This is a genomic window from Chitinophaga varians (assembly GCF_014529945.1).
Lineage (GTDB): Bacteria > Bacteroidota > Bacteroidia > Chitinophagales > Chitinophagaceae > Chitinophaga > Chitinophaga varians.
Genome location: NZ_JACVFB010000004.1, coordinates 566,503 through 587,097, shown reverse-complemented (window position 1 = coordinate 587,097; position 20,595 = coordinate 566,503). Strand labels below are relative to the sequence as shown.

Genomic DNA, 20,595 nt, shown 5'->3' with positions numbered 1-20,595 from the left:
AAATGAAAAAGAAATACGTATTACTGGTGATTATAACGATTGGACTAGCTTTGATTCCGTTTATTAAAAACAGCATCATCAAACAGGATGAATTTGACGCTACCAAAGATCTGTTCATCTAGTGTTTAGCCGGTCCCATTGTGCCGATCAAAACTGCCCCAGGCCGGGGTCAGGACTCCATTTGCTGTTTGGTTCGTAATGCTGCCATATTGCACCCCCTACTTTCCTTAACAGATCCCAGGCTTCGTTATCCCGGTCCCAACGCTCATCTGCGTTGTTTTTTGTTATGATGCAATACACATAGTCGCCGTGCGGCGCATTTACCAGGACCACCTCAGACCTGGAAGCGTCTACCGCTCCGTTTTTGGAAGCAGTACGGATATTCGGAGGCACCATCCGCAACCCTTCTGTATCCCAGAAATTACGGGTCAGGTTACGGTACATCCGCTCACTCGCCGCATGGCTGACAACTTCCCCTTTATAAATTTGCGCCATCAGCATGGCCATCTCCCGCGGAGTGGTTTGTCCCCAGCCATATATCTTCCAGTCCCCTGCCCTGCCCGGCGTCCGGGAATTGACCCGCGTATGCGTAAAACCATGGGCCTCCAGCCAGGCATTGATCTGCGCCCCGCCACCAGCCAGCGCCTGCAGCCAGAGACTGGCCGTATTATCACTCATTGTCAGCATCAGCATCACCACCTTGTCCAGCGTTACCTGCTGGCTGTCACGAAATGAACCCAGGATGTCATCACCCGGGTACAGCAGCGAATCGCGGTACGTCAGCATCTGGCGGTACTGTAGCTCCCCTTGCTGCAACTTATTAAAAACACCCACCTGTATCGCCATTTTGATCATGCTCGCCGTGGGAAACAACGTATCTGCATTAATGGCCACCGCGCTGCCGGTTTTCAGATGATACACATACACGCCGGCCCGACCATGATGTGCTGCCAGCAACGGCGCCAGTTTGTCATACAGCCGCTTATCTGTCTGCTGTGCGGAGACAGTCTGCGCTGCCACCATAAAAAGGAAGAAAAAGAGCGTCTTTTGCATATTTTGGTTGATTTACCCCGAAGGAAATGAAACAATCAGCGTATCTGTCATCCAATATAATACAAAACCCCGGGCACCACAAAGGGCCCGGGGCAGTATCTTTCCGGTCAGCGCCGGTATTAATTACGTATTGGCGTCACCGTTATCAGGTCACTTCATTGATCAGATCAGCGAAATTGCGGATACCGATCATTTTGGCAGACGTATAGCCTTCGGCGTAGTCTACCCCTACCATTTTACCCAGCATTTTGGCGCGATAAACAACGCTGTCGAAGAAGCCGGAGCCGGAGATATAGGTTTGTGGTTCATGGTCTTTCGGGGCCAGGAACTGGGAACTGAAAGCTTTGATGGCCTCCAGTTTCTTTTCTATCACCGGGGTGATGTCCACTACAAAATCAGGTTCATGATAGCGGTCCTGCAGGAAATGGAACACCTGTTTAGGGCGCCATGCCTGCTGCGCCACCCCGTCCACGGAGGTTTCTATTTTACGCAGCCCTGCCAGGAAACAACTGTCGGCAATCAGTTTGCCGGCGCGGCCATGGTCCGGGTGACGGTCGTCCATCGCATTGGCCAGCACAATATCCGGCTGATATTTGCGAATGGCGGTGATGATCGCCATTTGTTCCATGGTGTCGTTTCTAAAGAAACCGTCAGCCAGTCCGAGGTTTTCCCTTACTTCCAGTCCCATGATCTTAGCGGCATCCTGCGCTTCTTTCTCCCGTAATGCAGGAGTGCCGCGGGTGCCCAGTTCTCCACGGGTAAGGTCCACAACCCCTACTTTCATACCTTGCTGCGCGTGTATCATTAATGTACCTGCACAACCCAGTTCCACATCGTCCGGGTGTACAGCGATGGCGAGTATATCCAGTTTCATGCTGTAAATAAATTGAGGTGCAAAGATGGGAAATAATTGATTACCGCATCACTTTTCAGTGCTCACAATACGCACACCGGCCTGCCGCCCTCTGATATGATAGATTTCTTCCAGCACTTTGGGAGATAGTATTTCGAGCGACACATAAGTCTTCTGGTCCACGGTCATCAGGCGGGTTTCATCGGTAGGTGTGATGATGTGGTCATTAACGATATACTGGAAACTGCTGTCGTTGCCATAGCGGCGCAACAGGCTGTCGTATGCCGGCGCCTTTGTACTGAGCAGGCGGCGCACCCTGCTGCGGGCAAAGGGTTTGGTTTCCACATATACCACACCATTGGCAGCCTGGCTGCCATATTTCAGAATAGCTTTTTGTCCGTGTGCAATGGTAATCAGACCGATCTGGTCAGGGGGAAGGTTTTCCATCAGGGCGGGCGTTGCCAGTACGCTGTCTATCACATACACCGGCGCATCATTTTCTTCCTGCTGTGCCATAGCGCCCAGTGTGGTCAACAACAGGCTGCATAACAATATCCGAGCTTTCTTCATATAGCTAAGATAGCCATATTAATTATAAGCGCGGTACCGCTGGTACATTTCCAGTTCCTGGACAATGACTTCGATGTCTTTGTCTTCCTGTTTATCGTAATCGCTTTTCAGGTTGCCTCCGAAGAAGAAAGCTACTGTTTGCCATACGCGGGCATTAAAACCACCCTTGAGCTCTTTGATGATCTCATAGCAGTTCTGGCCGGTTTCACGGTCAATCAGTTTCATGAGGACTTTACCCTGATATACAGAGAGGTTTTGCAGTTTATCGCCGAACTGTTCTTTCATTTCCTTTTCCTTGGAAGCCAGGAAAGCCTTCCGCTCTTTTTTGGAAGACATGGTGGCCAGGCGGCTGTTCACATCTTTGAGCAGGCGGGCAGCAGTACGGGCGTAGGGGTAAGTAACGTATACGGCGTTGCGCAGGCGGTTGTAACGTTCTTTTTCTTTGCGCAGGGCTTTAGGCATTCTGTCCACCACATCGAAAATCGCCAGTGTGATCACCGGAATGGTGTCATTCCCAACAACGACCGCATGCAGCGCGACGGTATCCACGCCATGTGGCGCCTGCGACTGCGCGCTGGCTTCCTGCCGGCAAAGCGAAATGCCCAGGACCAGGATGGCGGATAAAAGGATTTTACGGCGATGCATACTTTTTTAACGATGCTAATGGGTAAATGTTACCACAAGTTAAAAAACATTTCAGACTAAATAACAACTAAAAAGGGCTTGAAAAAGCGGTCAGCGCACCGGCTTCATTTTCAATACCGAATCGGCAAACCGGTTCACTGCATTGGCCACAGCGGGCAGATCATGGCCAGTCAGCCTGCTGCCCATCACATGTGAGCCTGCGCCCGGAATGGGTACGGCCGCCTTCAGACTATCGGGCGTGCCCAGCTCCTGCTCCATTTTCAGAATAGCGGATACACGAACAGTTGGGTCCTGATGCTGTTCATCTTTATAATAGTACAGGTTCAATACCGGCTGCTGTATCTTCTTAAAAGTAGCGGGCTTCATGGAGGTTTCCAGCAGATTTTGCAGCTGCACCACCGCCTCGAGGCGATATTTATTATTCCAGTACTGCGCCCTGACAGCATTAGTATCACTGGACTCCTTGTATTTGCCGCCTTTCACCAGCCGGGCCAGCTGCAGCCCCCACGGATCATTGGCCAGAAAGGCCAGGTCATCGTTGATGGCGATGTTGGGCGACATATTAATCACCGCATATACGTCGTCCGGATAAGCAGCGGCCAGTTTCAGCGCCAGGGTGCCGCCGGTAGAAGTGCCCATGAGGATCACCTTCTGCCCCAATGCCTTTCCGATCTGCAAAGCTTCTTTGGCGTCCTGCCACAACCCGTCGGCCGTCATCGTCAGCAACGCATCAGAAGTATCGATGCCGTGGCCGTCTAACCGGCTGAGGTACAGATTACAGCCATAACGTTTGGCAAAATCGCGGTGGATGGGATCTCCTTCTTCCTGACAGGCAGAAAAACCATGCAGGTACACCACCGCATAAGGGGTGGGATGAAAAGGCGAGTCAGCCCATACGATCCGGGCTTCGTTATCGGGCTTCAGCCGATGAGCAGCCTCCCGGTCATGAATATATTGTTCCAGTGCGCGGCCATCTTTCGGCACCACCGGCAGGGCGAGAGAATACACCGGCGCAGCGGGATGCGGGCCTACCAGGAATAATACAGCCAATAAGGCGACAAGGAGCAACGATATGCGCAGCGATCGCTTCATGCGGGACGAGTTGATTTAAATAACCAGGGGATCCGAATTACCTGAAAATCTACGTAAAATTTTCAAGCAATCCGGATCCCCTTTATTAACAAATCAAAAAATCCTTAAATATTTACCGGTGTTTTCTTTGTAGGCACTTTGCTGTCTTTTTCTGTTCTCCTGGTACGTTGAACAATGCTCATACCGGTACCCACGATGGTGATGATAACCCCCAGCCACAGCACATTGATATACGGGAACACCAGCGCTTTCATCACTACATAGTCACTGAAACCGGCAGCCTCTTTCACTTTCAGCTCGATTTTATTTTCTGCGGGCATAATCTTCGTGAAGCGCACGTTCAGGTTCAGCGGGGCCAGTGTATCTTCCACGCTGTACTGATAGCTGCTGTCACGGATGAAATAAATAGGTTGCAGGTTAAAGTGGTCATCCGTTTGTGTATGTACTTCCAGTTTCGCGCCTACTGCCAGATCACCTTTCTCCGCGATGTAGTTTTTGTTTTTAGGCGCCGGCTCTAATGCTTTCAGTACCATAAAACCTTTGGAGAAGAAGATAGAGTCGCCTACTTTGATCTCATGTGCCACATAGGCGGTAGTGTCCGCGGCGGCAGCTTCTGCTTTGTTCGGCGCTGCCGACACATAAGTGAAGATATCCCTGGTGAGGTAATGTTTGGATGCCGGATTGGATGACAGTGCATTCTCCTTACGGTTTACAAACGCATCGGGATAGAGGGTAAATCTCTCCTTCACTTCACCGGTGGTTTTGTCTTTGCGCTCATAGTTCATCACGTAGTAGGTTTTAGGATCTCCTTTTGCGGTGGAGTCGCCTACATACGTCACGTGATAGTCGCCCATCTGTACCTGTACGTCCTTGGGCAGCATGATGTTCTCGCGCGGGTTCTGTTTACTTTCCTTGCGGAAGAAGCCATCGTTGAGCATCTTCATCCTGTCGATGGAGATCACCTCCATCTTGGAAGAAGAGATCAATGCGCCCAGCAGCACCATACCGAAACCGATGTGGGCCACAGAGGCGCCTGCATTTTTCAGTTTACCTTTCAGGCCACTGAAGATATAGGTGAAGTTGCCGGCGATCGCATAGATGCTGGCGAACAGCATAATATAAATAGCAGTGAGGAAACCTGCACCATAGTTATCGTAAGTGATAGGGCCTTTCCAGGCGATCAGGGCGGTGAATACCACCGCCAGGGCCGTAGGCACCCAGATTTTGCGGGTAAAGAAACCTTTAGGCGTGTCTTTATATTTCAGGAACTGTACCACAGCGGTGAGTACGCCCAGTACGATGGCAATCCAGATCTGGATTTTGTTGTAGTGGAACATCACGTCTGATGGCGGTGCAATATCGTCCATTTTGAACAGTCCTTTCAGGCCGGTGAAAGCCAGCAGCTGGTTCCATACGGGGATGGAAGTGGTGAAAGTGATCTGGATAGCGGCAATCAGGAGGATCAGTGAACCCACAAACAGCCAGAACTCACGGGAGTAGGTGCTTTCCTCTTTATTATTGCCCGGGATCTCTTTTCTGCGTGCAATCAGCAGGAAAATGGAAGGTATGGTGAACACCAACATGCTAAACAGCAGCTGTGCGGTCATGCCCATATCAGTGAAGGAGTGCACGGAAGTATCGCCCAGTACGCCGCTTTTTGTGAGGAAAGAGGAATACAGGATGAGCACGTAGGATATAAAGAAGAAGAAGACAGTCGATTTTAACGCGTGGCCGGTGTGTTTATAAGCCAGCAGCGTATGCAGGCCCGCCACCATCGTCAGCCACGGCACGAGGGACGCATTTTCTACGGGGTCCCATGCCCAGTAGCCGCCAAAGTTGAGCGATTCATAAGCCCAGGCAGCACCCATCATGATACCGGTGCCCAGCAGCGCTACCGCGAAGAGCGTCCATGGCAGCACAGGCTTTACCCAGCCGGTATAATCGCGGGTCCAGAGGCCGGCGAAGGCGAAGGCAAACGGGATGATCATGGAAGCGAAGCCCAGGAACAGCACCGGCGGGTGGATCACCATCCAGTAGTTCTGCAGGGTCACGTTAAGACCATTACCATCATGGATGTGCTGCATGTAGCTAGCTTCCTGGAAGATAGGCGCAGCCTGATTTTCAGGCGCCTGTCGGAGCAACATGAACGGATTGCTGCCCACTTTATAGCCCAGGATGAAGATACCGAGCAGCATGCTCGCCATGATCAGCTGTGCCAGGGAGAAAACCGTCATCACCGGTGCTTCCAGATTTTTGGAAGTGCGGATCAGGATGATACCGAGGATACTGTTCCAGATACTCCAGAGCAGGAAGCTACCTTCCTGGTCGGACCAGAGGCTGGAGAACAGGTATTGTGTTGGCAAGTCGCGGGAAGTATTGCGCCATGCGTATTTATATTCAAAATAGTGATTGGCGAGAATATAAAAGAGGCAACTAAATACGGCGATCACGGCGGCTGACTGTATCACAAACGCCCAGCGGGCCAGCTTTTTCCATGAATCATGTACCAGCGGCTCTTTGACTTTAACAGCGTTATAATAAGAGATCGTCGCTACCAATGATGCTACAAATGCCAGAATGGCGAAGAAATGGCCCAGTTGGCCCGGCAATAAGTGTTCCCCTTCAAATTTCATGAGAAATGATATATAGATTGAAGAATTTAAATATTTTTTTATTTAGCTATTTTATTATTGGAAACCCAATAGCCAAATGACAAAATATCTAAATCTGAAAATTTTTAAAGCTGTTTGTTGCCCACGACTACCTGATCGTCTTTGTATTTAGACGGGCATTTCATGAGGATTTTACTGCAATGGAACTCATTTCCATCCATTTTTCCGGTGAGGACCACGGATTCCGCTTTTTCAAAATCTGTAGGTTTGGCGCCGTAGAAAACGACTTTGCGGGTTTCGCCTGTTTTATCGTGTACGTAGAAGCTGAATAGGTTTGCATCCTTTATCGGATCGTAGTGCATCGCCTGCAGGGTGTCCAGCTTACCGATCACATGGAACTCTTTCCCCTCTTTCTCGCGTGCTGTGGCAAAAGTTTCATAGGTACTAAAATCGCCTACCATGGTTACAATCACACCAATTGCAACCGCAATGACCACCAGCAGAATAATATTTGTCTTTTTCATATGAAAATTATCTTCCCTATTGTTGTGACACAGGTTGTAAAATCCGCTACCAGCAACGATTCTCCATTTATCTTACCCTACCTGCATTTATCTCTTTCCAATTCACGGGGCAAAATTAACGCAAAATGACCGTCTTCCGACAAAATTTATATAAAAGGTAATTCTTTTTATGGGAAGGACGCTGTAAGTAAACATAATACTATCTTTGCGCGGAATTTTGAAAAGTAAGATTATATCATGGCTGATTTATCTCAATTTGACCCAAACTCGGTGGGGTTGTTGTCCAACAACATTTTTGGTTTACCTTTTTCTGAGGAAGAGGCCAGGCTGGTGCTGTTACCTGTGCCCTGGGAAGTGACCGTATCTTATAGTAATGGTACAGCACGCGGACCGGAACATATTTTCCGGGCTTCCTTTCAGGTAGACCTGTACGATGCTGATGTAAAGGACGGCTGGAAACAGGGTTTTTTCATGCGTGAGCCGGACAAACACCTGCTGCTGCGCAGCGATTATCTGCGCAAAGAAGCAGAACTGTACCTGAAATTCCTGACCGAAGGCGGAGATATCTCTGAAAATGAATTTCTGAAGAAAACGCTGGTGGATGTCAACAATGGTACCCGCGCCATGAACGAGTGGGTATACAACCAGACCAAACAGTTGCTGGGAAAAGGCAAACTGGTAGGTCTGCTGGGTGGCGACCACAGCACCCCGCTGGGCTTTTTCAAAGCCATCGGCGAACATAAAGGCGATTTTGGTATCCTTCAGATAGACGCACACTGCGATCTGCGTGACGGGTACGAAGGTTTCCATTACTCCCATGCCTCCATTATGTATAATGCGCTGGCAGAAGTACCCCAGCTGACCAAACTGGTGCAGGTGGGCATCCGTGACTACTGCGAAGAAGAAGTGGATTATATCAACAATAGCAATGGCCGTGTGGTGACCTTCTTCGACAAACAGATCAAAGAACGCCAGTTTGAAGGTGAAACCTGGAAATCCATCTGCGACAGCATTATTGAAACCCTGCCGCAACAGGTGTATATCAGTTTCGACATTGACGGTCTCGACCCTAAACTGTGCCCGCACACCGGTACACCGGTAGCTGGTGGTTTTGAGGCAGAGCAGATATATTATTTATTCAAACGCTTACTGGCCAGCGGCCGTCAGCTGATCGGCTTTGACCTCAACGAGGTGAGCGCCTCTCATGACGACTGGGACGCCAACGTAGGTGCGCGTGTACTGTTTAAACTCTGTAATCTGCTGATTAGCGCTAATTCATAAGCCTATGTATAGTTTGCGTATCATGCAGCCGGCTACTGCCAGCAGGCTCCGGCTGTTGCCGGTCATGCACGGGCTGGTGGGCATCCTGTTTCTCTTCGATGCCATCGGCATCTATAAAAGCGCTCAGCCCAACTGGCTGCTGGTAGGCTTCTTTATGATGGTAGGGCTGCTGTCTCTTGCCTTCCCGTTTGTGGTGAAGCGCACGCGGAAGTTCAGTGAAACCAACAGTATCGCCAGACTGCTGCAGGCATTTATCTGTTTAAGCGGCAGCCTGTATTTTCTGGGACATCAGCAGCCCATTACCGGTCTGCTGATGTTCGTGGTAGGCATTGGTATGGCCTACATCGGCTGGATGGAATACAAGATCTTCCAGCCTGTATACGTGAAAATGGACAATACCGGCATCACCCTGCCCACTACGTTCTCCGAGAAACGCATTGGCTGGAACGAGCTGAATAACGTAATTTTGCGTGATGACCTGTTCACCCTGGATTTCAAATCCAACAAAATCATTCAACTGGAAGTGCTGGATGAGCCCGGGCAGGAACAACGTGAAAAAATGAACGGATTTTTCCGGGAAAGACTTACATAGATTTTGTTATTTTTTTATTTGGATATTTTATCATTGAATGACTGAATAGCAATGGCTTAATGACAAACGGCGATAGAATATTTAAATGCCAAAATAATAAAATGAATAACTAAAATTATGCTGAAACAAACACCTTACATATTATACTCCGACGGGAAAGGAAACATCTTTGAAGACACCTCTATGGAGGTGGTAGGCCGTAGTGGCTGGGATGCTTTCCCTATTGATCCGGAAGAATGGATCGAGCTTCCTGAAGGCGGTAATCTGTATGAACTGCCCGGCCGCCGCGGCATCGGCATCGACGTTGCCACCGGTGAAATGGGCCTGTGTGACAAAGGTTGGGCCGTAGCGGCGTTTATTCCGCCAGCCCATACCGGGTTTTACCTGGCAGCGTATGAAACCATGCCCGACGCTCCCACCCTGCCGCTGTTTTGCTACACCGCAGTAGGCTGGCTCGATGGCAAGTTCTATGTGCCCGCTACCCGCATTGAAGCCGATATCCGTCAGGAATGTGCCGGCTTTGATGCCAAAAAAGTAAAACAAGGAGTAAAACAACTGATAGATGCTTACCCGCACAACAGGCTGGTAAAGCACCTGGCAGAAAACTGCGCCCTCACCTACGAATGTCCTGCTGCCCGTAATTATTTTATGGGAAGATGGGAATGCCCGATTCCTTCCTCTCCGGCCTGTAACGCTAACTGCGTGGGTTGTATCTCCTTCCAGCCGGAAGATGAAACCATCGTGTCTACACAAGACCGCCTCCGCTTCAAGCCTACCGCGGAAGAAATCGTGGAATATACCGTACCACATCTGGAAACAGCGCCCTACCCGATCGTGAGCTTTGGCCAGGGTTGTGAAGGCGAACCGCTGCTGATGTGGGAAACCATCCGTGAGTCTATCATCCAGATACGTAAGCATACGCCTAAAGGCAGTATCAATATCAACACCAACGGCAGCAAACCCGATGCTGTACGCGCGCTCTGCGAAGCGGGCCTCAATAGTATCCGGGTGAGCCTCAACTCCGCTCAGGAAAAGTACTACACGCCGTATTACCGCCCCAACAACTACGCGTTTGAGGATATCATCGAAAGCCTGAAAGTGGTGCGGGAATTTAATGGATGGACTTCCATCAATTATTTTGTTTTTCCGGGGATGACCGACACAGAAGAGGAGTATGAAGCCCTGCGTAAACTGATCCGGGAAACCGGCCTGAATATGATCCAGTGGCGCAACTTCAACATCGATCCTGACTGGTACCTTGGTAAACTGGGCATTACGGAGCCTGGTCCCTGCATGGGCATCAAACAGTTACAGGAAATGATACACGAAGAGTTTCCCGACCTGAAGTTTGGTTATTTCAACCCGCCCATGGAGCGCATCAAAGGCGACTACATGGCTGATTTCGCTCACTAAAGCGCTACTTCCTCCCACTCACTGATAAAGCCGCTCCTCTGCGCGTTCTCTTGCCCGAAACGGTATTGACGCGCATAGGCAGACGGTGACATGCCCGTCACTTTCCGGAATACCCGGTTGAACGTAATGGGATTGTTATACCCCGTAGCATATGCCACCGAGGCAATACTTTCCGCATCGCCATTGATGATTTTCTTGCAGGCCGCGTTGATACGGATTTCGTTGAGGAATTCGAGGTACGTTTTACGGGTGTGTTTCTTGAAGTATTTACAGAACGCGTAGGTAGTCAGATGTGCCACGGAAGCTATTCTCGCCAGAGAGATATTTTCGGCATAGTGTTCCAGCGTATACTGGTAAATGTCATTCATGCGCAACCCTTCTGATTCACTATAGGCATGACGCAGGAAGCCGGTGGACAGTGATTTCCAGTCCTTCACCTGCCGGGAGAAATAAGTCAGCAGCGACATGAAGGCAAACAATCGCTCCGCCCCGGTAAGTTTACAAAGCCGCATAATTTCCGCGGCAGTTTTCTCTTCATAAGCAGCCGGCAGCTGCAGGCTGGAACGGGTCAGTTGCAGGAACTTACGGACAGACTCCAGCTCCGGCAATGCCAGCATGCCTTTCAGCGCGTTATCATGATCAAAGAAAATATGGATGGCGTGGATGTTCTTCTCTTTCAGGTTTTCAAAGTAGCGGGCATCGCCTTTGAACATGTGTGGCTGGTTGGCGCCGATCACGTAAATATCGCCGGCTTTGAACGGCTGGGTATAACTACCTGCAATCAGGGTGCCTTCCCCTTTGATGATGAGGGTAAGCTGCGCCTCTTTATGACGGTGCAGGTAATTGTAGAAATAAGGAAGTATGTCCTCCTGGATGACCACAGACCCTTCCTCAGCTACCGGAACAGTAAATTGAATTACTTTCATTTACCAATTTTACTCCTTTTTGGGCAAAATTAGTTATTCCCGGACAATATCCGTTAAGTGTTGAACAATTACGCTGCTATCATTTTTTCAGCACGCGCCCGCTTCTGTTGCAGCCACCGGAACCCTAAAGCAGACAGGACACAGCCTCCCGCGGTAATGGCCCACCAATACGTAAAGCCTACGTGCTGCACCACAAAAGCCCCGCTGGTAGGCGATACTACAGTAGCCAGTGAATAGGAAATGGTATAGAGCGCCGCATATTGTCCACGGTTATGGTCCTGGCTCCGGCTAATCCAGAAACTGTTCATAAAAGGCAGACAGAGCATCTCCCCAAAAGTGACTACTATCATAAACACCGCGGCGATACCCCATACCGGTGGCAGCACACAGAGCAACAGATAGGCTAAACAGACCATCATGGCTCCCCGGGATACATAAGAGAGGTTGGGAAGTTTACCATCCAGGTGATGGATCATGACCATCTCCACCATCACAATCAGCAACCCGTTGAGTGACATATTGAGCCCGATCGCCCATTCCTGCATACGTATTACTTCTTTGAAATACAACGGGACCATACTGGAGAACTGGAAGAGGCAGATGGCATTGATCATGCCGAACAACAGGAACCAGAGATACAGGCTGTCCTGCCATACATTTTCTGTTTTTCCGGTAGCGACAGTCTTTTCCGGTTTAGCGGGCGCCGGCACCGGCGGCAGGAAAATACGCATCAGCACAGCCGCCACGATACAGGTGCCACCATCCACCCAGAACAGCCATTGGTAGCTGATGCTGGCTAATATCCCACCCAGTGCGGGCCCTACAGACCAGCCCAGGTTGACCGCCAGGCGGTTGAGCGAATAAGACCGGGTACGGTTCTGCGGAGCGCTGTAGGCTGCAATCGCAATGCTGTTGGCCGGCCGGAAAGCATCTCCCACAGAGCTTAGCACAAATACGCACCCGCATATCTGCGGGAAGGTGCGCATCTGTCCCAATAAAATGAGCAATAAACCGTTAGAAAGGAGGCTCCAGAACTGTACCTGGTAAAAGCCGATGCGATCAGACAGCCAACCGCCCAACATGGCGCCTACAATAGCGCCGGAACCGAAACAGGCCATTACCAGTCCGGCCTGGGCGATGGAAAAATGCAGATGAGCTGTCAGATATACTGTCAGGAAGGGAACCACCATAGCGCCGCTGCGGTTGATCAGCAACACCAGTGACAGCCACCAGGTAGCCGGAGAAAGTCCCGTATAGGCGTTCTGGTAAAGACGGATAGTTTGTTTGAGCAAATTCATACAACAGCCGCAAAATAAAATGCAACAATTAGGATTAACAGCATAGTTTTTGCAAAGATGATAAATTCAGATCGCTGTATCTATATTTTTTTTCATTCAAAAGTTTAACTTTGACGCTTACTGGCGCTTAATCAGCTATCATGGAGGAAAACAACCGCAAAAAAAATATTCAGGCATTAGGAGTAACGATCGGCGTACATGCGCTGCTGTTAGTAGCACTGGTATTTGCCGGTTTCTCGGCGCCACCACCCCTGCCCGACCAGGACCTGGGGATGGAAGTAAACCTCGGTACCTCCGATGACGGGATGGGCGATGAACAGCCACTCAACCCCAATCCTCCCAGCGCAGCGGAATCCACCCCTGCTCCCGCGGAAAGCGAACAACCCGCTGCCACTGAAAAAGATAACAGCGCGCCGCAGGAAGTGGCCACACAGGATGATGAAGAAGCACCTGAAATAAAAAAGCCGGAGAAACCGGTAGAAAAACCGAAGGAACTGCCTAAAAAGCTGGAACCCAAGCCGGTAACCAAACCGGTGAAGAAACCGGCAGCAGAGCCCAAACCAACTCCCCCTGCACCCAAACCTCAGCCTAAAGCGGTTTATTCCGGCGGCACCAGCACCAACGCCAATAGCGGCAATGGCGCGCAGGGGTCCAATAACTCCACGGGTGAGGGTAATACCGGCAAGCCCGGCGACAGAGGCCAGCTCAATGGCGACCCTAACGCCAAAGGCTATACGGGCGGTGGCCTCGGTGGCGGACGTTCCGATTTCCGCCTCAATGGACGTAATCTTATCAGCCGGCCGAGCGTTACCTACGACGGCACCGAGTCCGGTTACATAGCTGTCAATATCAAAGTAGACCAGAAAGGAAATGTGATCGCTGCCACGTTCAGCATGAAAGGGTCTACCCTCAGCAATCCGCAACTGATAGACATTGCGCGGAAAGCTGCACTCAACGGTCAGTTAAAATACAATGCCAATCCGGACGCGCCGGAAGTGCAGTTCGGTACCATCCGCTTTTATTTTAAAGCCGAATAGCCAATACGTTGTAATTTTTTGATGGAAGGATTTTTTGATTGGAAGTGAGGAAATCAAAAAATGTCCTTTTTATGTCCTATGCTATCAAAAGTAGATCATAAACCTTTTTGAGAAACCTGTTTTTTTATTCGCCAACGATGAGAATGCACCGAATCCTGTTCAGCACTATGTTATTTTTATGGCCGGCCTATGCCGCCATGGCACAATCATTTCCCGGTTATAATACCAGCAACTACGCCGGTATTTACGGTGTACTCTCCAACCCCGCCAGCGCGGCAGGGTATCGTTACAAGTGGGACGTAAATATTATCGGCGCCGACGTGAAAGGTGGCAACACCTACGTGAAAGTGCCCAAATCCGTCCTGTTAAATCCTCCCCCCCGCAACAAATGGGTACGTAACCAGGACTATTTTCTGGATACCACGGCCAACCGGAAACAGAACGGATGGGTAATGGCCGAAATAGTAATGCCTTCTGTGTTGTATGCCATCGATGAGAAACAATCCGTTTCCTTTGTATGGCGGGTACGCGCCAGCGCCAGCGGAGGTAACCTGCCCACGCCACTCGCCAACTTCTTCGGGAACGACTTCCCCAATCTGCAATACCGCGGAAAAGACATGAGTATAGAAAAAGTAGGCGTAGGCGCACATATGTGGAATGAACTGGGTTTCAGCTACGCCCGCACCATTCATGAAGGATATACCAGTCGCTGGAAAGCCGGTGTTACGGTAAAACTGCTGAGCGGCATTGCAGCGGGTTACTCACAGGCTGCCGACGTTAATTTTGTACTCAACACCAAACGCAACGCAGACATCACCAGTGGCACCCTCCGTTACGCCTACAGTGAAGAGCTGGACCACTGGCAGAAACCCGACACCCGTAATCTGCAGCTCTTTCACAACAACGGCGTAGGCTTCGATCTCGGCGTGATCTACGAATACCGCCCGGACAACGGCGGCTTCGGCAAGTATGAGGGCACCGATGCCGACGACTATAAATTCCGCCTTGGCTTGTCCATCAATGACATCGGCCGGATTAAATATAAAAAAGGCGCTTACAACACCGATCTCGATCTAACGAAAGACAACTTCAATCCGAACGATATCACTTACAAAAACAATGAAAGCCTGAAACAATACTCCCGCCGGTTGAACCGCTATTTCACCCCCATTGCCGGTGAGGACAGCAGCTTTGTGATGGTTTTGCCTGCCTCTCTCAACCTGATGGCTGATTACAACATCGACAGCCGCTTCTTTGTCAGCGCCAACGCTGTCATTGCCCTCAATGCAGGAAAAAGCGGCCTGGCCAGAACATATGCCATGACCCAGTTGTTAATTACACCGCGCTACGAAACAGAACTGTTTGGCGCCTATATGCCGTTTGTTATTAACCACAACGGGCAGGCAGATGTAGGCGCCGGCTTCCGTATCGGTCCGTTGGTGGTGGGTTCTTACAGTCTTTTTACCACGCTTTTCCAACACCGCATCAACCATTCGGATGCTTTCGTAGCTTTGCGGCTCAATCCGGGCATGCTGGGCAAGCGCAATAAAGGCAAAGGCCAGCTGGGATGTCCGGTAAATTATTAATTTACCTTTATGAACGCATATCAGGAAGCACTGGATTATCTCTACGCACAACTGCCCATGTTTACCAAAGTAGGGGCCAGTGCTTATAAAACAGACCTGCACAATACCGTCGCTTTATTAGCGCAGCTCAACAATCCGCAGCATACTTTCAAAACCATACACGTTGCCGGCACTAACGGTAAAGGCTCTACCAGTCATATGCTGGCAGCTATCCTGCAACAGGCGGGCTACAAAACAGGCCTGTATACCTCGCCACACCTGCTGGACTTCCGGGAGCGTATCCGTATTAACGGGCAGGTAGCGTCGGAAGACTTTGTAGTGGACTTCACCAACAATATGCGACCGTTCATTGAAACCATTGCACCCTCTTTTTTTGAGTTGACCGTAGCCATGGCTTTTCAATATTTTTCACAGGAAAAAGTGGACATCGCTATTATAGAAGTGGGGCTGGGCGGCCGATTGGACAGCACGAATGTGATTACGCCGGAACTCTCTCTCATTACCAACATCAGCTTCGACCATAAAAATATTTTAGGAGACACCCTCCCACTAATTGCCTCCGAGAAAGCCGGTATTATCAAAGCCGGGGTGCCGGTGGTGATCAGTGAAACGCAGTCCGAAATACAATGGGTGTTCCAGGGCAAGGCAGCTGAAACAGGCTCCCCTATTCATTTTGCAGACCAGGAATGGATGGTGGACGGCAGCAATATCAAAGACAACCATCTGGATCTAACGTTGCTGGATACACGACAAAACAAGATGTATCATTTCAGGCTGGACCTCAGCGGGCAATATCAGGAAAAGAACGTGATGGGGGTTTTATCAGCCGTCAGGTTATTACAGCAACAGGGGTGGCACATCACCTGGGACCACGTATCCGCTGCTTTATCGCATGTGCGCAAGCTGACCGGGCTGCGGGGGCGCTGGGAAGTAGTGGGCGAACATCCGCTCACGGTGATGGATGTAGGCCATAATGAAGCCGGTATCAGAGAGGTAGTGCAGCAACTGGAGCATGTCAACTACCAGCAGCTGCATATTGTTACGGGTTTTGTAAAAGATAAAGAGGTAGAAAATGTACTGCCGCTTTTCCCTTCTACGGCCACTTATTATTTCTGCAGGGCGCAATTGCCACGGGCGCTGGATGAAGTAGCGCTGGCTGAAATGGGCGCCCAACACGGATTGCAGGGACGGGCTTACGAGTCCGTACAAGCCGCGTTGCAGGCAGCCCGCCAACATGCCAAACCGGAAGATATGATCCTGGTATGCGGCAGCTTCTTTATCGTGGCAGAAGCGATGTAATTATTTCATCTCCATACGTCCCATGTGTAGCAGCGCATACATCAGGCCTGTCACATGCAGGCTGTGAACAATTTTATTGTCCAGTATCAGCTGCTGCACTTCGGGAACGGACATCAGCACCACCTCAATTTCCTCGTTATGGTCCAATTGTTGTTCTTTCACTTTACGGCCGCCGGTAGCGAGGAACATATGGGTGTAGTTGTTACTGGAGGCGGTATTGGCAGCCACTTTCCCCAGTGATATCAATTCTTTGAATTCATAGCCGGTTTCTTCCAGCAGTTCGCGTCCCATCGCAAATTCAGGCGAAGGATCTGTTTTGTCCATGGTGCCACCGGGAATTTCGAGCAGTGTCTGACCGATACCCTGGCGGTATTGGCGGATCATGATCACCTGGCCATCTTCCGTGACAGCCACCGCATTTACCCAATCGTTATATTCCAGTACGTAGTAAGGTTCAACAATTGTCCCCTGTGGGGTAATGCATTTGTCTTTGCGCGCGGTTAACCAGTCGTCTTTGAAGAGATATTCAGACGACAGCAGTTTCCAATCCATATTCATAATAATACTTTACCAGTTCATGCGTTCCTTCAGTCCCTGTATATGGCCGAGGTGGTGCTTTCCGTGCCAGGCATAGTTAGCGGCCACGGTTTTCAGGTTAAAGCGCCGGCCATGTTCCGGGTGAATGAAAGAACGTTCCCATTGTTCGGGCGTCAGGCGGTCCATGAGGTTGGCCCAACGGGTGTGCAGGGCGTGCAACAGTGTGACAGACACATTGATGGGTGTGTTTTTCACGTCTTCCAGCTCCGCCCAGGCAGCTTCATCGTATGGTTTAATAATAGGTTTTTCTTCTGTCAGTGCCATTTTCACACGGGCAATAGCATTGATATGGCTGTCTGCCAGATGATGTACCACCTGTTGGATATTCCAACCGCCGGGCCGGTAAGGCTTCTGCAGCTGGAAAGCGTCCAGGTTTTGCACGGCCAATTCCACCAGGGTGGGCAGGTCGCGGATATCATTGATATATTCCCGCAACATGGCGGGACTATAATCCGGCAGCGGTTCAAAACGACCGATAGGATATTGTAATGCTTCCATAAGCGGGTTTATTAAGACTCGCGAAGATCTTTTCCGGTAAGATGGATGAATACATCTTCCAGATTGGCCTTCTTCACTTCTTTGCTGCGCTCGAACCCTTTAGACACGAGGTTATCGATGAGGGCGTCGGGCGAGTCAATAGCGATCACCTGTCCGCTGTCCACGATGGCGCAACGGTCGCACAGGAATTCAGCTTCATCCATATAGTGGGTGGTGATCACAACGGTAGTTCCCTGTGCCCGTACCTGCAGGATAAGGTCCCACAGATTGCGTCTTGCCTGCGGATCGAGGCCGGTAGTGGGCTCGTCGAGGAAGATGATGCGGGGCTTGTTGATCAGGGTGGTGGCGATAGAGAAACGTTGTTTCTGGCCACCGGAGAGTTCTTTGTACTTGGACCTGGCCTTGTCTTCGAGGTTGAAGAGGCGTAACAGTTCCATGGGTTCCACCGGCTGGTTGTACAGGCCGCCGAACATCTCGATCAGCTCTACCAGGTTCAATCCGGGATAGTAGCCGGAGCTTTGCAGCTGTACACCGATGATTTTTTTAATATCGTTAGGGGCGGCGTCCAGATCGAATCCACCGACGGTCACTTTGCCTTCTGTTTTGTCGCGTAATGTTTCAATGATCTCCAGGGTAGTAGACTTACCGGCGCCGTTAGGGCCTAACAGGCCGAATATCTCATGTTCGTACACATCAAAGCTGATACCCTTTACTGCGGTGAATTCCCCGTATTTTTTCACCAGGTTCTTCACCTCAATGATCTTGTTCTTTTCCATGCCACCAAATTATAAAACATTTACGGATTTACGGATTTTGGAATTTTTTGATTTCGGGATTTAAATTGGGAAGAGATCATATATTTTGACAATCAAATATTTAAATATTGAAATAAAAATTGTTTTCCCGTTTAAATCCCGAAATCAAAAAATTCCAAAATCCGTAAATCCGTAAATCCGTCATTCAGCTAGTGCTTAATAAACACCTGCGTAAAGAAGGTAATTCTGCCTTTTCCGGCGGTGCCTATACCGATCAGGTTATAGTCACCCAGCATGTTGCGCCGGTGGCCGGGGCTTTTGATCCAGCCATCCACTACTGCTTCTGCGTCGAGGGTGCCATAGGCCACGTTTTCAGCGGCGGCTCCTACGCGGCCCATCTTTTTGGAGACGATAGCCACGCGGTCCTCAAAACCTTCGTGTCCAAAACCGGTACTGCCATTGGCCATGTCCCGGCTGTGGCGGCGCGCCTGCTGGCTGATGGTTTCATCCAGCTGCAGGGGTTTCAGGCCTTTGGATTGACGGAATTTGTTCGTGTAATAGAGGATCTGTTCTTCGAGACTTCCTCCTGTTGTGGTGGTGCTGTCTGCACGGCTGGTGGCACGTGAACACGCGCTTACCTGAAATGCGGCAAACAGTGCGAGCAGTAATACCAGGATACTGCGGCTTTTCAAAATGGACATAAAAACTGATGGTTAATAATGATAATATTCAGCATGCAAGCAAGTGCCGTACCAAATTATCGAGCGTGGATAACTTTATTACAGCTTATTAAAAAACGAAGACCCGGACGTTGCTATTGCACGCCCGGGCCTCTTTTGATATGCAATTAACAAAGCGTGTTCCGCTATTTGTTCATGATGTCTTTCCAGGTCTCCATCATATTTTTGGAGCCGATGAAAATAGGCACCCGCTGATGCAGCTGCGCCGGTTTCAGCTCCAGCAGGCGTTGACGGCTGTTGGCCATTGCCATGCCGCCTGCTTTTTCCATGAGGAAAGACATGGGATTACACTCATAACAGAGCCGCAGACGGCCCGACTTGTACTTACCGAAAGCGGGGTACATGAAGATACCGCCCTGTATCAGCGTACGATGGATTTCCGCCACCATACAGCCTACGAAACGATGCCGGTAGATACGGTCGTTTTCATCCCGCGCCATAAAATGATCGATGGACTGGCGTACTCTCTCTTCATACAGGTAATAGTAACCTACATTGACGGAGAAGATGTCGCTTTCCGGCGGGCATTTCAGGTTGGGGTGCGACAGGCAGAACTCCCCGATGGAAGGATCGAGTGTGAAGCCCTGTACGCTACGACGCGTAGCATATACCATCATCGTGGAAGACCCGTAGATGATATAACCGGCCGCGATCTGCTGCGTGCCCGGCTGCAGGAAATCTTCCAGGTTACACTCCTCTCCTTCCGGCGACAGGCGGCGGTAAACGGAGAAGATAGTGCCGATGGAGACATTCACATCGATATTGCTGGAACCGTCCAACGGATCGAGCAATACCACATATTTGGATTTCTTTGAGTGTTCGTCGGTGAAAGCGATGAAGTGCTCCTCCTCTTCAGAGGCCAGCCCGCAGCAGTAAATGCTGGTACGCAGCGAATTGATAAACTGTTCATTGGCAAATTCGTCGAGCTTCTTTACGGATTCCCCCTGAACATTGGTTTTCCCGGCTTCGCCCAGAATATCGGCAATACCGGCCTTGTTTACCTCCACATTTACCCTTTTTGCTGCCAGACCAATATCACGCAGTAAACCTGACAACTGGCCGGTAGCACCGGGATAGTTACGTAATTCCTGGATGGTGAATTCATCCAGCGTCATTACTTTTTCCTTGTGATTCATAATGTTATTTCAGTTTTCCGGAACGAAATTAAAGGAATACGCGCTTATTTTAAGGGAAATGTCATTTATCTGTAAACAGATTTTAAAA

General features: G+C 50.0%; 20 protein-coding genes. 6 read left to right on the top strand and 14 right to left on the bottom strand.

Annotated elements, in window-relative coordinates; translation table 11 throughout:
* Positions 1 to 147: 147 nt before the first annotated feature.
* From ICL55_RS22760 to ICL55_RS22730, 7 genes are all read right to left on the bottom strand, one after another.
* Complete coding sequence (locus ICL55_RS22760) at positions 148 to 1,053, bottom strand: serine hydrolase (protein ID WP_188101675.1); 906 nt, start codon at positions 1,051 to 1,053, stop codon at positions 148 to 150.
* Between the two features lie 145 nt (positions 1,054 to 1,198).
* The gene (bshB1, locus tag ICL55_RS22755) at positions 1,199 to 1,927 is read right to left on the bottom strand and encodes a bacillithiol biosynthesis deacetylase BshB1 (RefSeq protein WP_188101673.1); all 729 of its coding nucleotides are present in this window, start codon (positions 1,925 to 1,927) and stop codon (positions 1,199 to 1,201) included.
* 48 nt (positions 1,928 to 1,975) lie between these two features.
* A complete protein-coding gene (locus ICL55_RS22750; protein WP_188101671.1) occupies positions 1,976 to 2,476 on the bottom strand; it encodes a hypothetical protein in 501 nt (166 codons plus the stop codon).
* Positions 2,477 to 2,494: 18 nt separating this feature from the next.
* On the bottom strand, positions 2,495 to 3,121 hold the full coding sequence (locus tag ICL55_RS22745) for a DUF4294 domain-containing protein (RefSeq protein WP_188101668.1): 627 nt from the start codon (positions 3,119 to 3,121) through the stop codon (positions 2,495 to 2,497).
* Between the two features lie 90 nt (positions 3,122 to 3,211).
* Entirely contained in the window at positions 3,212 to 4,213 is a 1,002-nt protein-coding gene (locus ICL55_RS22740) for an alpha/beta hydrolase (protein WP_188101665.1), read from the bottom strand.
* Between the two features lie 104 nt (positions 4,214 to 4,317).
* Positions 4,318 to 6,846, bottom strand: a complete 2,529-nt coding sequence (gene ccsA, locus ICL55_RS22735; RefSeq protein ID WP_188101663.1) for a cytochrome c biogenesis protein CcsA — start codon at positions 6,844 to 6,846, stop codon at positions 4,318 to 4,320.
* Positions 6,847 to 6,950: 104 nt separating this feature from the next.
* On the bottom strand, positions 6,951 to 7,349 hold the full coding sequence (locus ICL55_RS22730; protein ID WP_168868929.1) for a cytochrome c maturation protein CcmE domain-containing protein: 399 nt from the start codon (positions 7,347 to 7,349) through the stop codon (positions 6,951 to 6,953).
* Between the two features lie 237 nt (positions 7,350 to 7,586).
* On the opposite strand from ICL55_RS22730, the gene ICL55_RS22725 reads away from it, so the two are divergent.
* The 3 genes from ICL55_RS22725 to ICL55_RS22715 all read left to right on the top strand — a co-directional run bounded on the left by ICL55_RS22725 (position 7,587) and on the right by ICL55_RS22715 (position 10,635).
* Positions 7,587 to 8,630 carry an agmatinase family protein gene (locus ICL55_RS22725; RefSeq protein ID WP_188101661.1) on the top strand — a complete coding sequence of 348 codons (1,044 nt, stop codon included), beginning with the start codon at positions 7,587 to 7,589 and terminating at the stop codon, positions 8,628 to 8,630.
* Positions 8,631 to 8,634: 4 nt separating this feature from the next.
* Positions 8,635 to 9,222 (top strand): hypothetical protein, encoded by a 588-nt coding sequence (locus ICL55_RS22720; RefSeq protein WP_188101658.1) that lies wholly within the window; start codon positions 8,635 to 8,637, stop codon positions 9,220 to 9,222.
* Positions 9,223 to 9,339: 117 nt separating this feature from the next.
* Positions 9,340 to 10,635 (top strand): radical SAM family protein, encoded by a 1,296-nt coding sequence (locus tag ICL55_RS22715; RefSeq protein WP_188101656.1) that lies wholly within the window; start codon positions 9,340 to 9,342, stop codon positions 10,633 to 10,635.
* Here ICL55_RS22715 and ICL55_RS22710 read toward each other — a convergent pair.
* Both ICL55_RS22710 and ICL55_RS22705 read right to left on the bottom strand, forming a co-directional pair.
* The gene (locus tag ICL55_RS22710) at positions 10,632 to 11,561 is read right to left on the bottom strand and encodes an AraC family transcriptional regulator (protein WP_188101654.1); all 930 of its coding nucleotides are present in this window, start codon (positions 11,559 to 11,561) and stop codon (positions 10,632 to 10,634) included. The two genes, ICL55_RS22715 and ICL55_RS22710, sit on opposite strands and share 4 nt — an antisense overlap.
* A gap of 68 nt (positions 11,562 to 11,629) precedes the next feature.
* Positions 11,630 to 12,859 (bottom strand): MFS transporter, encoded by a 1,230-nt coding sequence (locus ICL55_RS22705; protein WP_188101652.1) that lies wholly within the window; start codon positions 12,857 to 12,859, stop codon positions 11,630 to 11,632.
* A 140-nt stretch (positions 12,860 to 12,999) separates the two neighbouring features.
* On the opposite strand from ICL55_RS22705, the gene ICL55_RS22700 reads away from it, so the two are divergent.
* From ICL55_RS22700 to ICL55_RS22690, 3 genes are all read left to right on the top strand, one after another.
* The gene (locus tag ICL55_RS22700; protein WP_188101649.1) at positions 13,000 to 13,896 is read left to right on the top strand and encodes an energy transducer TonB; all 897 of its coding nucleotides are present in this window, start codon (positions 13,000 to 13,002) and stop codon (positions 13,894 to 13,896) included.
* Positions 13,897 to 14,033: 137 nt separating this feature from the next.
* Positions 14,034 to 15,482 carry a DUF5723 family protein gene (locus tag ICL55_RS22695; protein ID WP_188101647.1) on the top strand — a complete coding sequence of 483 codons (1,449 nt, stop codon included), beginning with the start codon at positions 14,034 to 14,036 and terminating at the stop codon, positions 15,480 to 15,482.
* Positions 15,483 to 15,491: 9 nt separating this feature from the next.
* Positions 15,492 to 16,781: a bifunctional folylpolyglutamate synthase/dihydrofolate synthase gene (locus ICL55_RS22690; protein ID WP_188101645.1), complete on the top strand. Its 1,290-nt coding sequence runs from the start codon at positions 15,492 to 15,494 to the stop codon at positions 16,779 to 16,781.
* Here the strand turns inward: ICL55_RS22690 and ICL55_RS22685 are convergent, their stop codons facing one another.
* From ICL55_RS22685 to fbp, 5 genes are all read right to left on the bottom strand, one after another.
* Positions 16,782 to 17,333: an NUDIX hydrolase gene (locus tag ICL55_RS22685; protein WP_223151552.1), complete on the bottom strand. Its 552-nt coding sequence runs from the start codon at positions 17,331 to 17,333 to the stop codon at positions 16,782 to 16,784.
* Positions 17,334 to 17,348: 15 nt separating this feature from the next.
* A complete protein-coding gene (locus ICL55_RS22680) occupies positions 17,349 to 17,876 on the bottom strand; it encodes a YfiT family bacillithiol transferase (RefSeq protein WP_188101643.1) in 528 nt (175 codons plus the stop codon).
* 11 nt (positions 17,877 to 17,887) lie between these two features.
* Complete coding sequence (locus tag ICL55_RS22675) at positions 17,888 to 18,652, bottom strand: ABC transporter ATP-binding protein (protein WP_188101641.1); 765 nt, start codon at positions 18,650 to 18,652, stop codon at positions 17,888 to 17,890.
* 188 nt (positions 18,653 to 18,840) lie between these two features.
* Positions 18,841 to 19,332: a CAP domain-containing protein gene (locus ICL55_RS22670; protein ID WP_188101638.1), complete on the bottom strand. Its 492-nt coding sequence runs from the start codon at positions 19,330 to 19,332 to the stop codon at positions 18,841 to 18,843.
* 164 nt (positions 19,333 to 19,496) lie between these two features.
* A complete protein-coding gene (fbp, locus tag ICL55_RS22665; protein ID WP_188101635.1) occupies positions 19,497 to 20,507 on the bottom strand; it encodes a class 1 fructose-bisphosphatase in 1,011 nt (336 codons plus the stop codon).
* Between the last annotated feature and the right edge of the window lie 88 nt (positions 20,508 to 20,595).

Bases quoted from the DNA above. Each gene is read 5' to 3' on its own strand.
- ccsA (WP_188101663.1), bottom strand. From the start codon at position 6,846: ATGAAATTTGAAGGGGAACACTTATTGCCGGGCCAACTGGGCCATTTC.
- ICL55_RS22745 (WP_188101668.1), bottom strand. From the start codon at position 3,121: ATGCATCGCCGTAAAATCCTTTTATCCGCCATCCTGGTCCTGGGCATT.
- ICL55_RS22680 (WP_188101643.1), bottom strand. From the start codon at position 17,876: ATGGAAGCATTACAATATCCTATCGGTCGTTTTGAACCGCTGCCGGAT.
- ICL55_RS22690 (WP_188101645.1), top strand. From the start codon at position 15,492: ATGAACGCATATCAGGAAGCACTGGATTATCTCTACGCACAACTGCCC.
- ICL55_RS22760 (WP_188101675.1), bottom strand. From the start codon at position 1,053: ATGCAAAAGACGCTCTTTTTCTTCCTTTTTATGGTGGCAGCGCAGACT.
- ICL55_RS22670 (WP_188101638.1), bottom strand. From the start codon at position 19,332: ATGTCCATTTTGAAAAGCCGCAGTATCCTGGTATTACTGCTCGCACTG.
- ICL55_RS22750 (WP_188101671.1), bottom strand. From the start codon at position 2,476: ATGAAGAAAGCTCGGATATTGTTATGCAGCCTGTTGTTGACCACACTG.
- bshB1 (WP_188101673.1), bottom strand. From the start codon at position 1,927: ATGAAACTGGATATACTCGCCATCGCTGTACACCCGGACGATGTGGAA.
- ICL55_RS22675 (WP_188101641.1), bottom strand. From the start codon at position 18,652: ATGGAAAAGAACAAGATCATTGAGGTGAAGAACCTGGTGAAAAAATAC.
- ICL55_RS22685 (WP_223151552.1), bottom strand. From the start codon at position 17,333: ATGGATTGGAAACTGCTGTCGTCTGAATATCTCTTCAAAGACGACTGG.
- ICL55_RS22695 (WP_188101647.1), top strand. From the start codon at position 14,034: ATGAGAATGCACCGAATCCTGTTCAGCACTATGTTATTTTTATGGCCG.
- ICL55_RS22720 (WP_188101658.1), top strand. From the start codon at position 8,635: ATGTATAGTTTGCGTATCATGCAGCCGGCTACTGCCAGCAGGCTCCGG.
- ICL55_RS22710 (WP_188101654.1), bottom strand. From the start codon at position 11,561: ATGAAAGTAATTCAATTTACTGTTCCGGTAGCTGAGGAAGGGTCTGTG.
- fbp (WP_188101635.1), bottom strand. From the start codon at position 20,507: ATGAATCACAAGGAAAAAGTAATGACGCTGGATGAATTCACCATCCAG.
- ICL55_RS22705 (WP_188101652.1), bottom strand. From the start codon at position 12,859: ATGAATTTGCTCAAACAAACTATCCGTCTTTACCAGAACGCCTATACG.
- ICL55_RS22700 (WP_188101649.1), top strand. From the start codon at position 13,000: ATGGAGGAAAACAACCGCAAAAAAAATATTCAGGCATTAGGAGTAACG.
- ICL55_RS22740 (WP_188101665.1), bottom strand. From the start codon at position 4,213: ATGAAGCGATCGCTGCGCATATCGTTGCTCCTTGTCGCCTTATTGGCT.
- ICL55_RS22725 (WP_188101661.1), top strand. From the start codon at position 7,587: ATGGCTGATTTATCTCAATTTGACCCAAACTCGGTGGGGTTGTTGTCC.
- ICL55_RS22730 (WP_168868929.1), bottom strand. From the start codon at position 7,349: ATGAAAAAGACAAATATTATTCTGCTGGTGGTCATTGCGGTTGCAATT.
- ICL55_RS22715 (WP_188101656.1), top strand. From the start codon at position 9,340: ATGCTGAAACAAACACCTTACATATTATACTCCGACGGGAAAGGAAAC.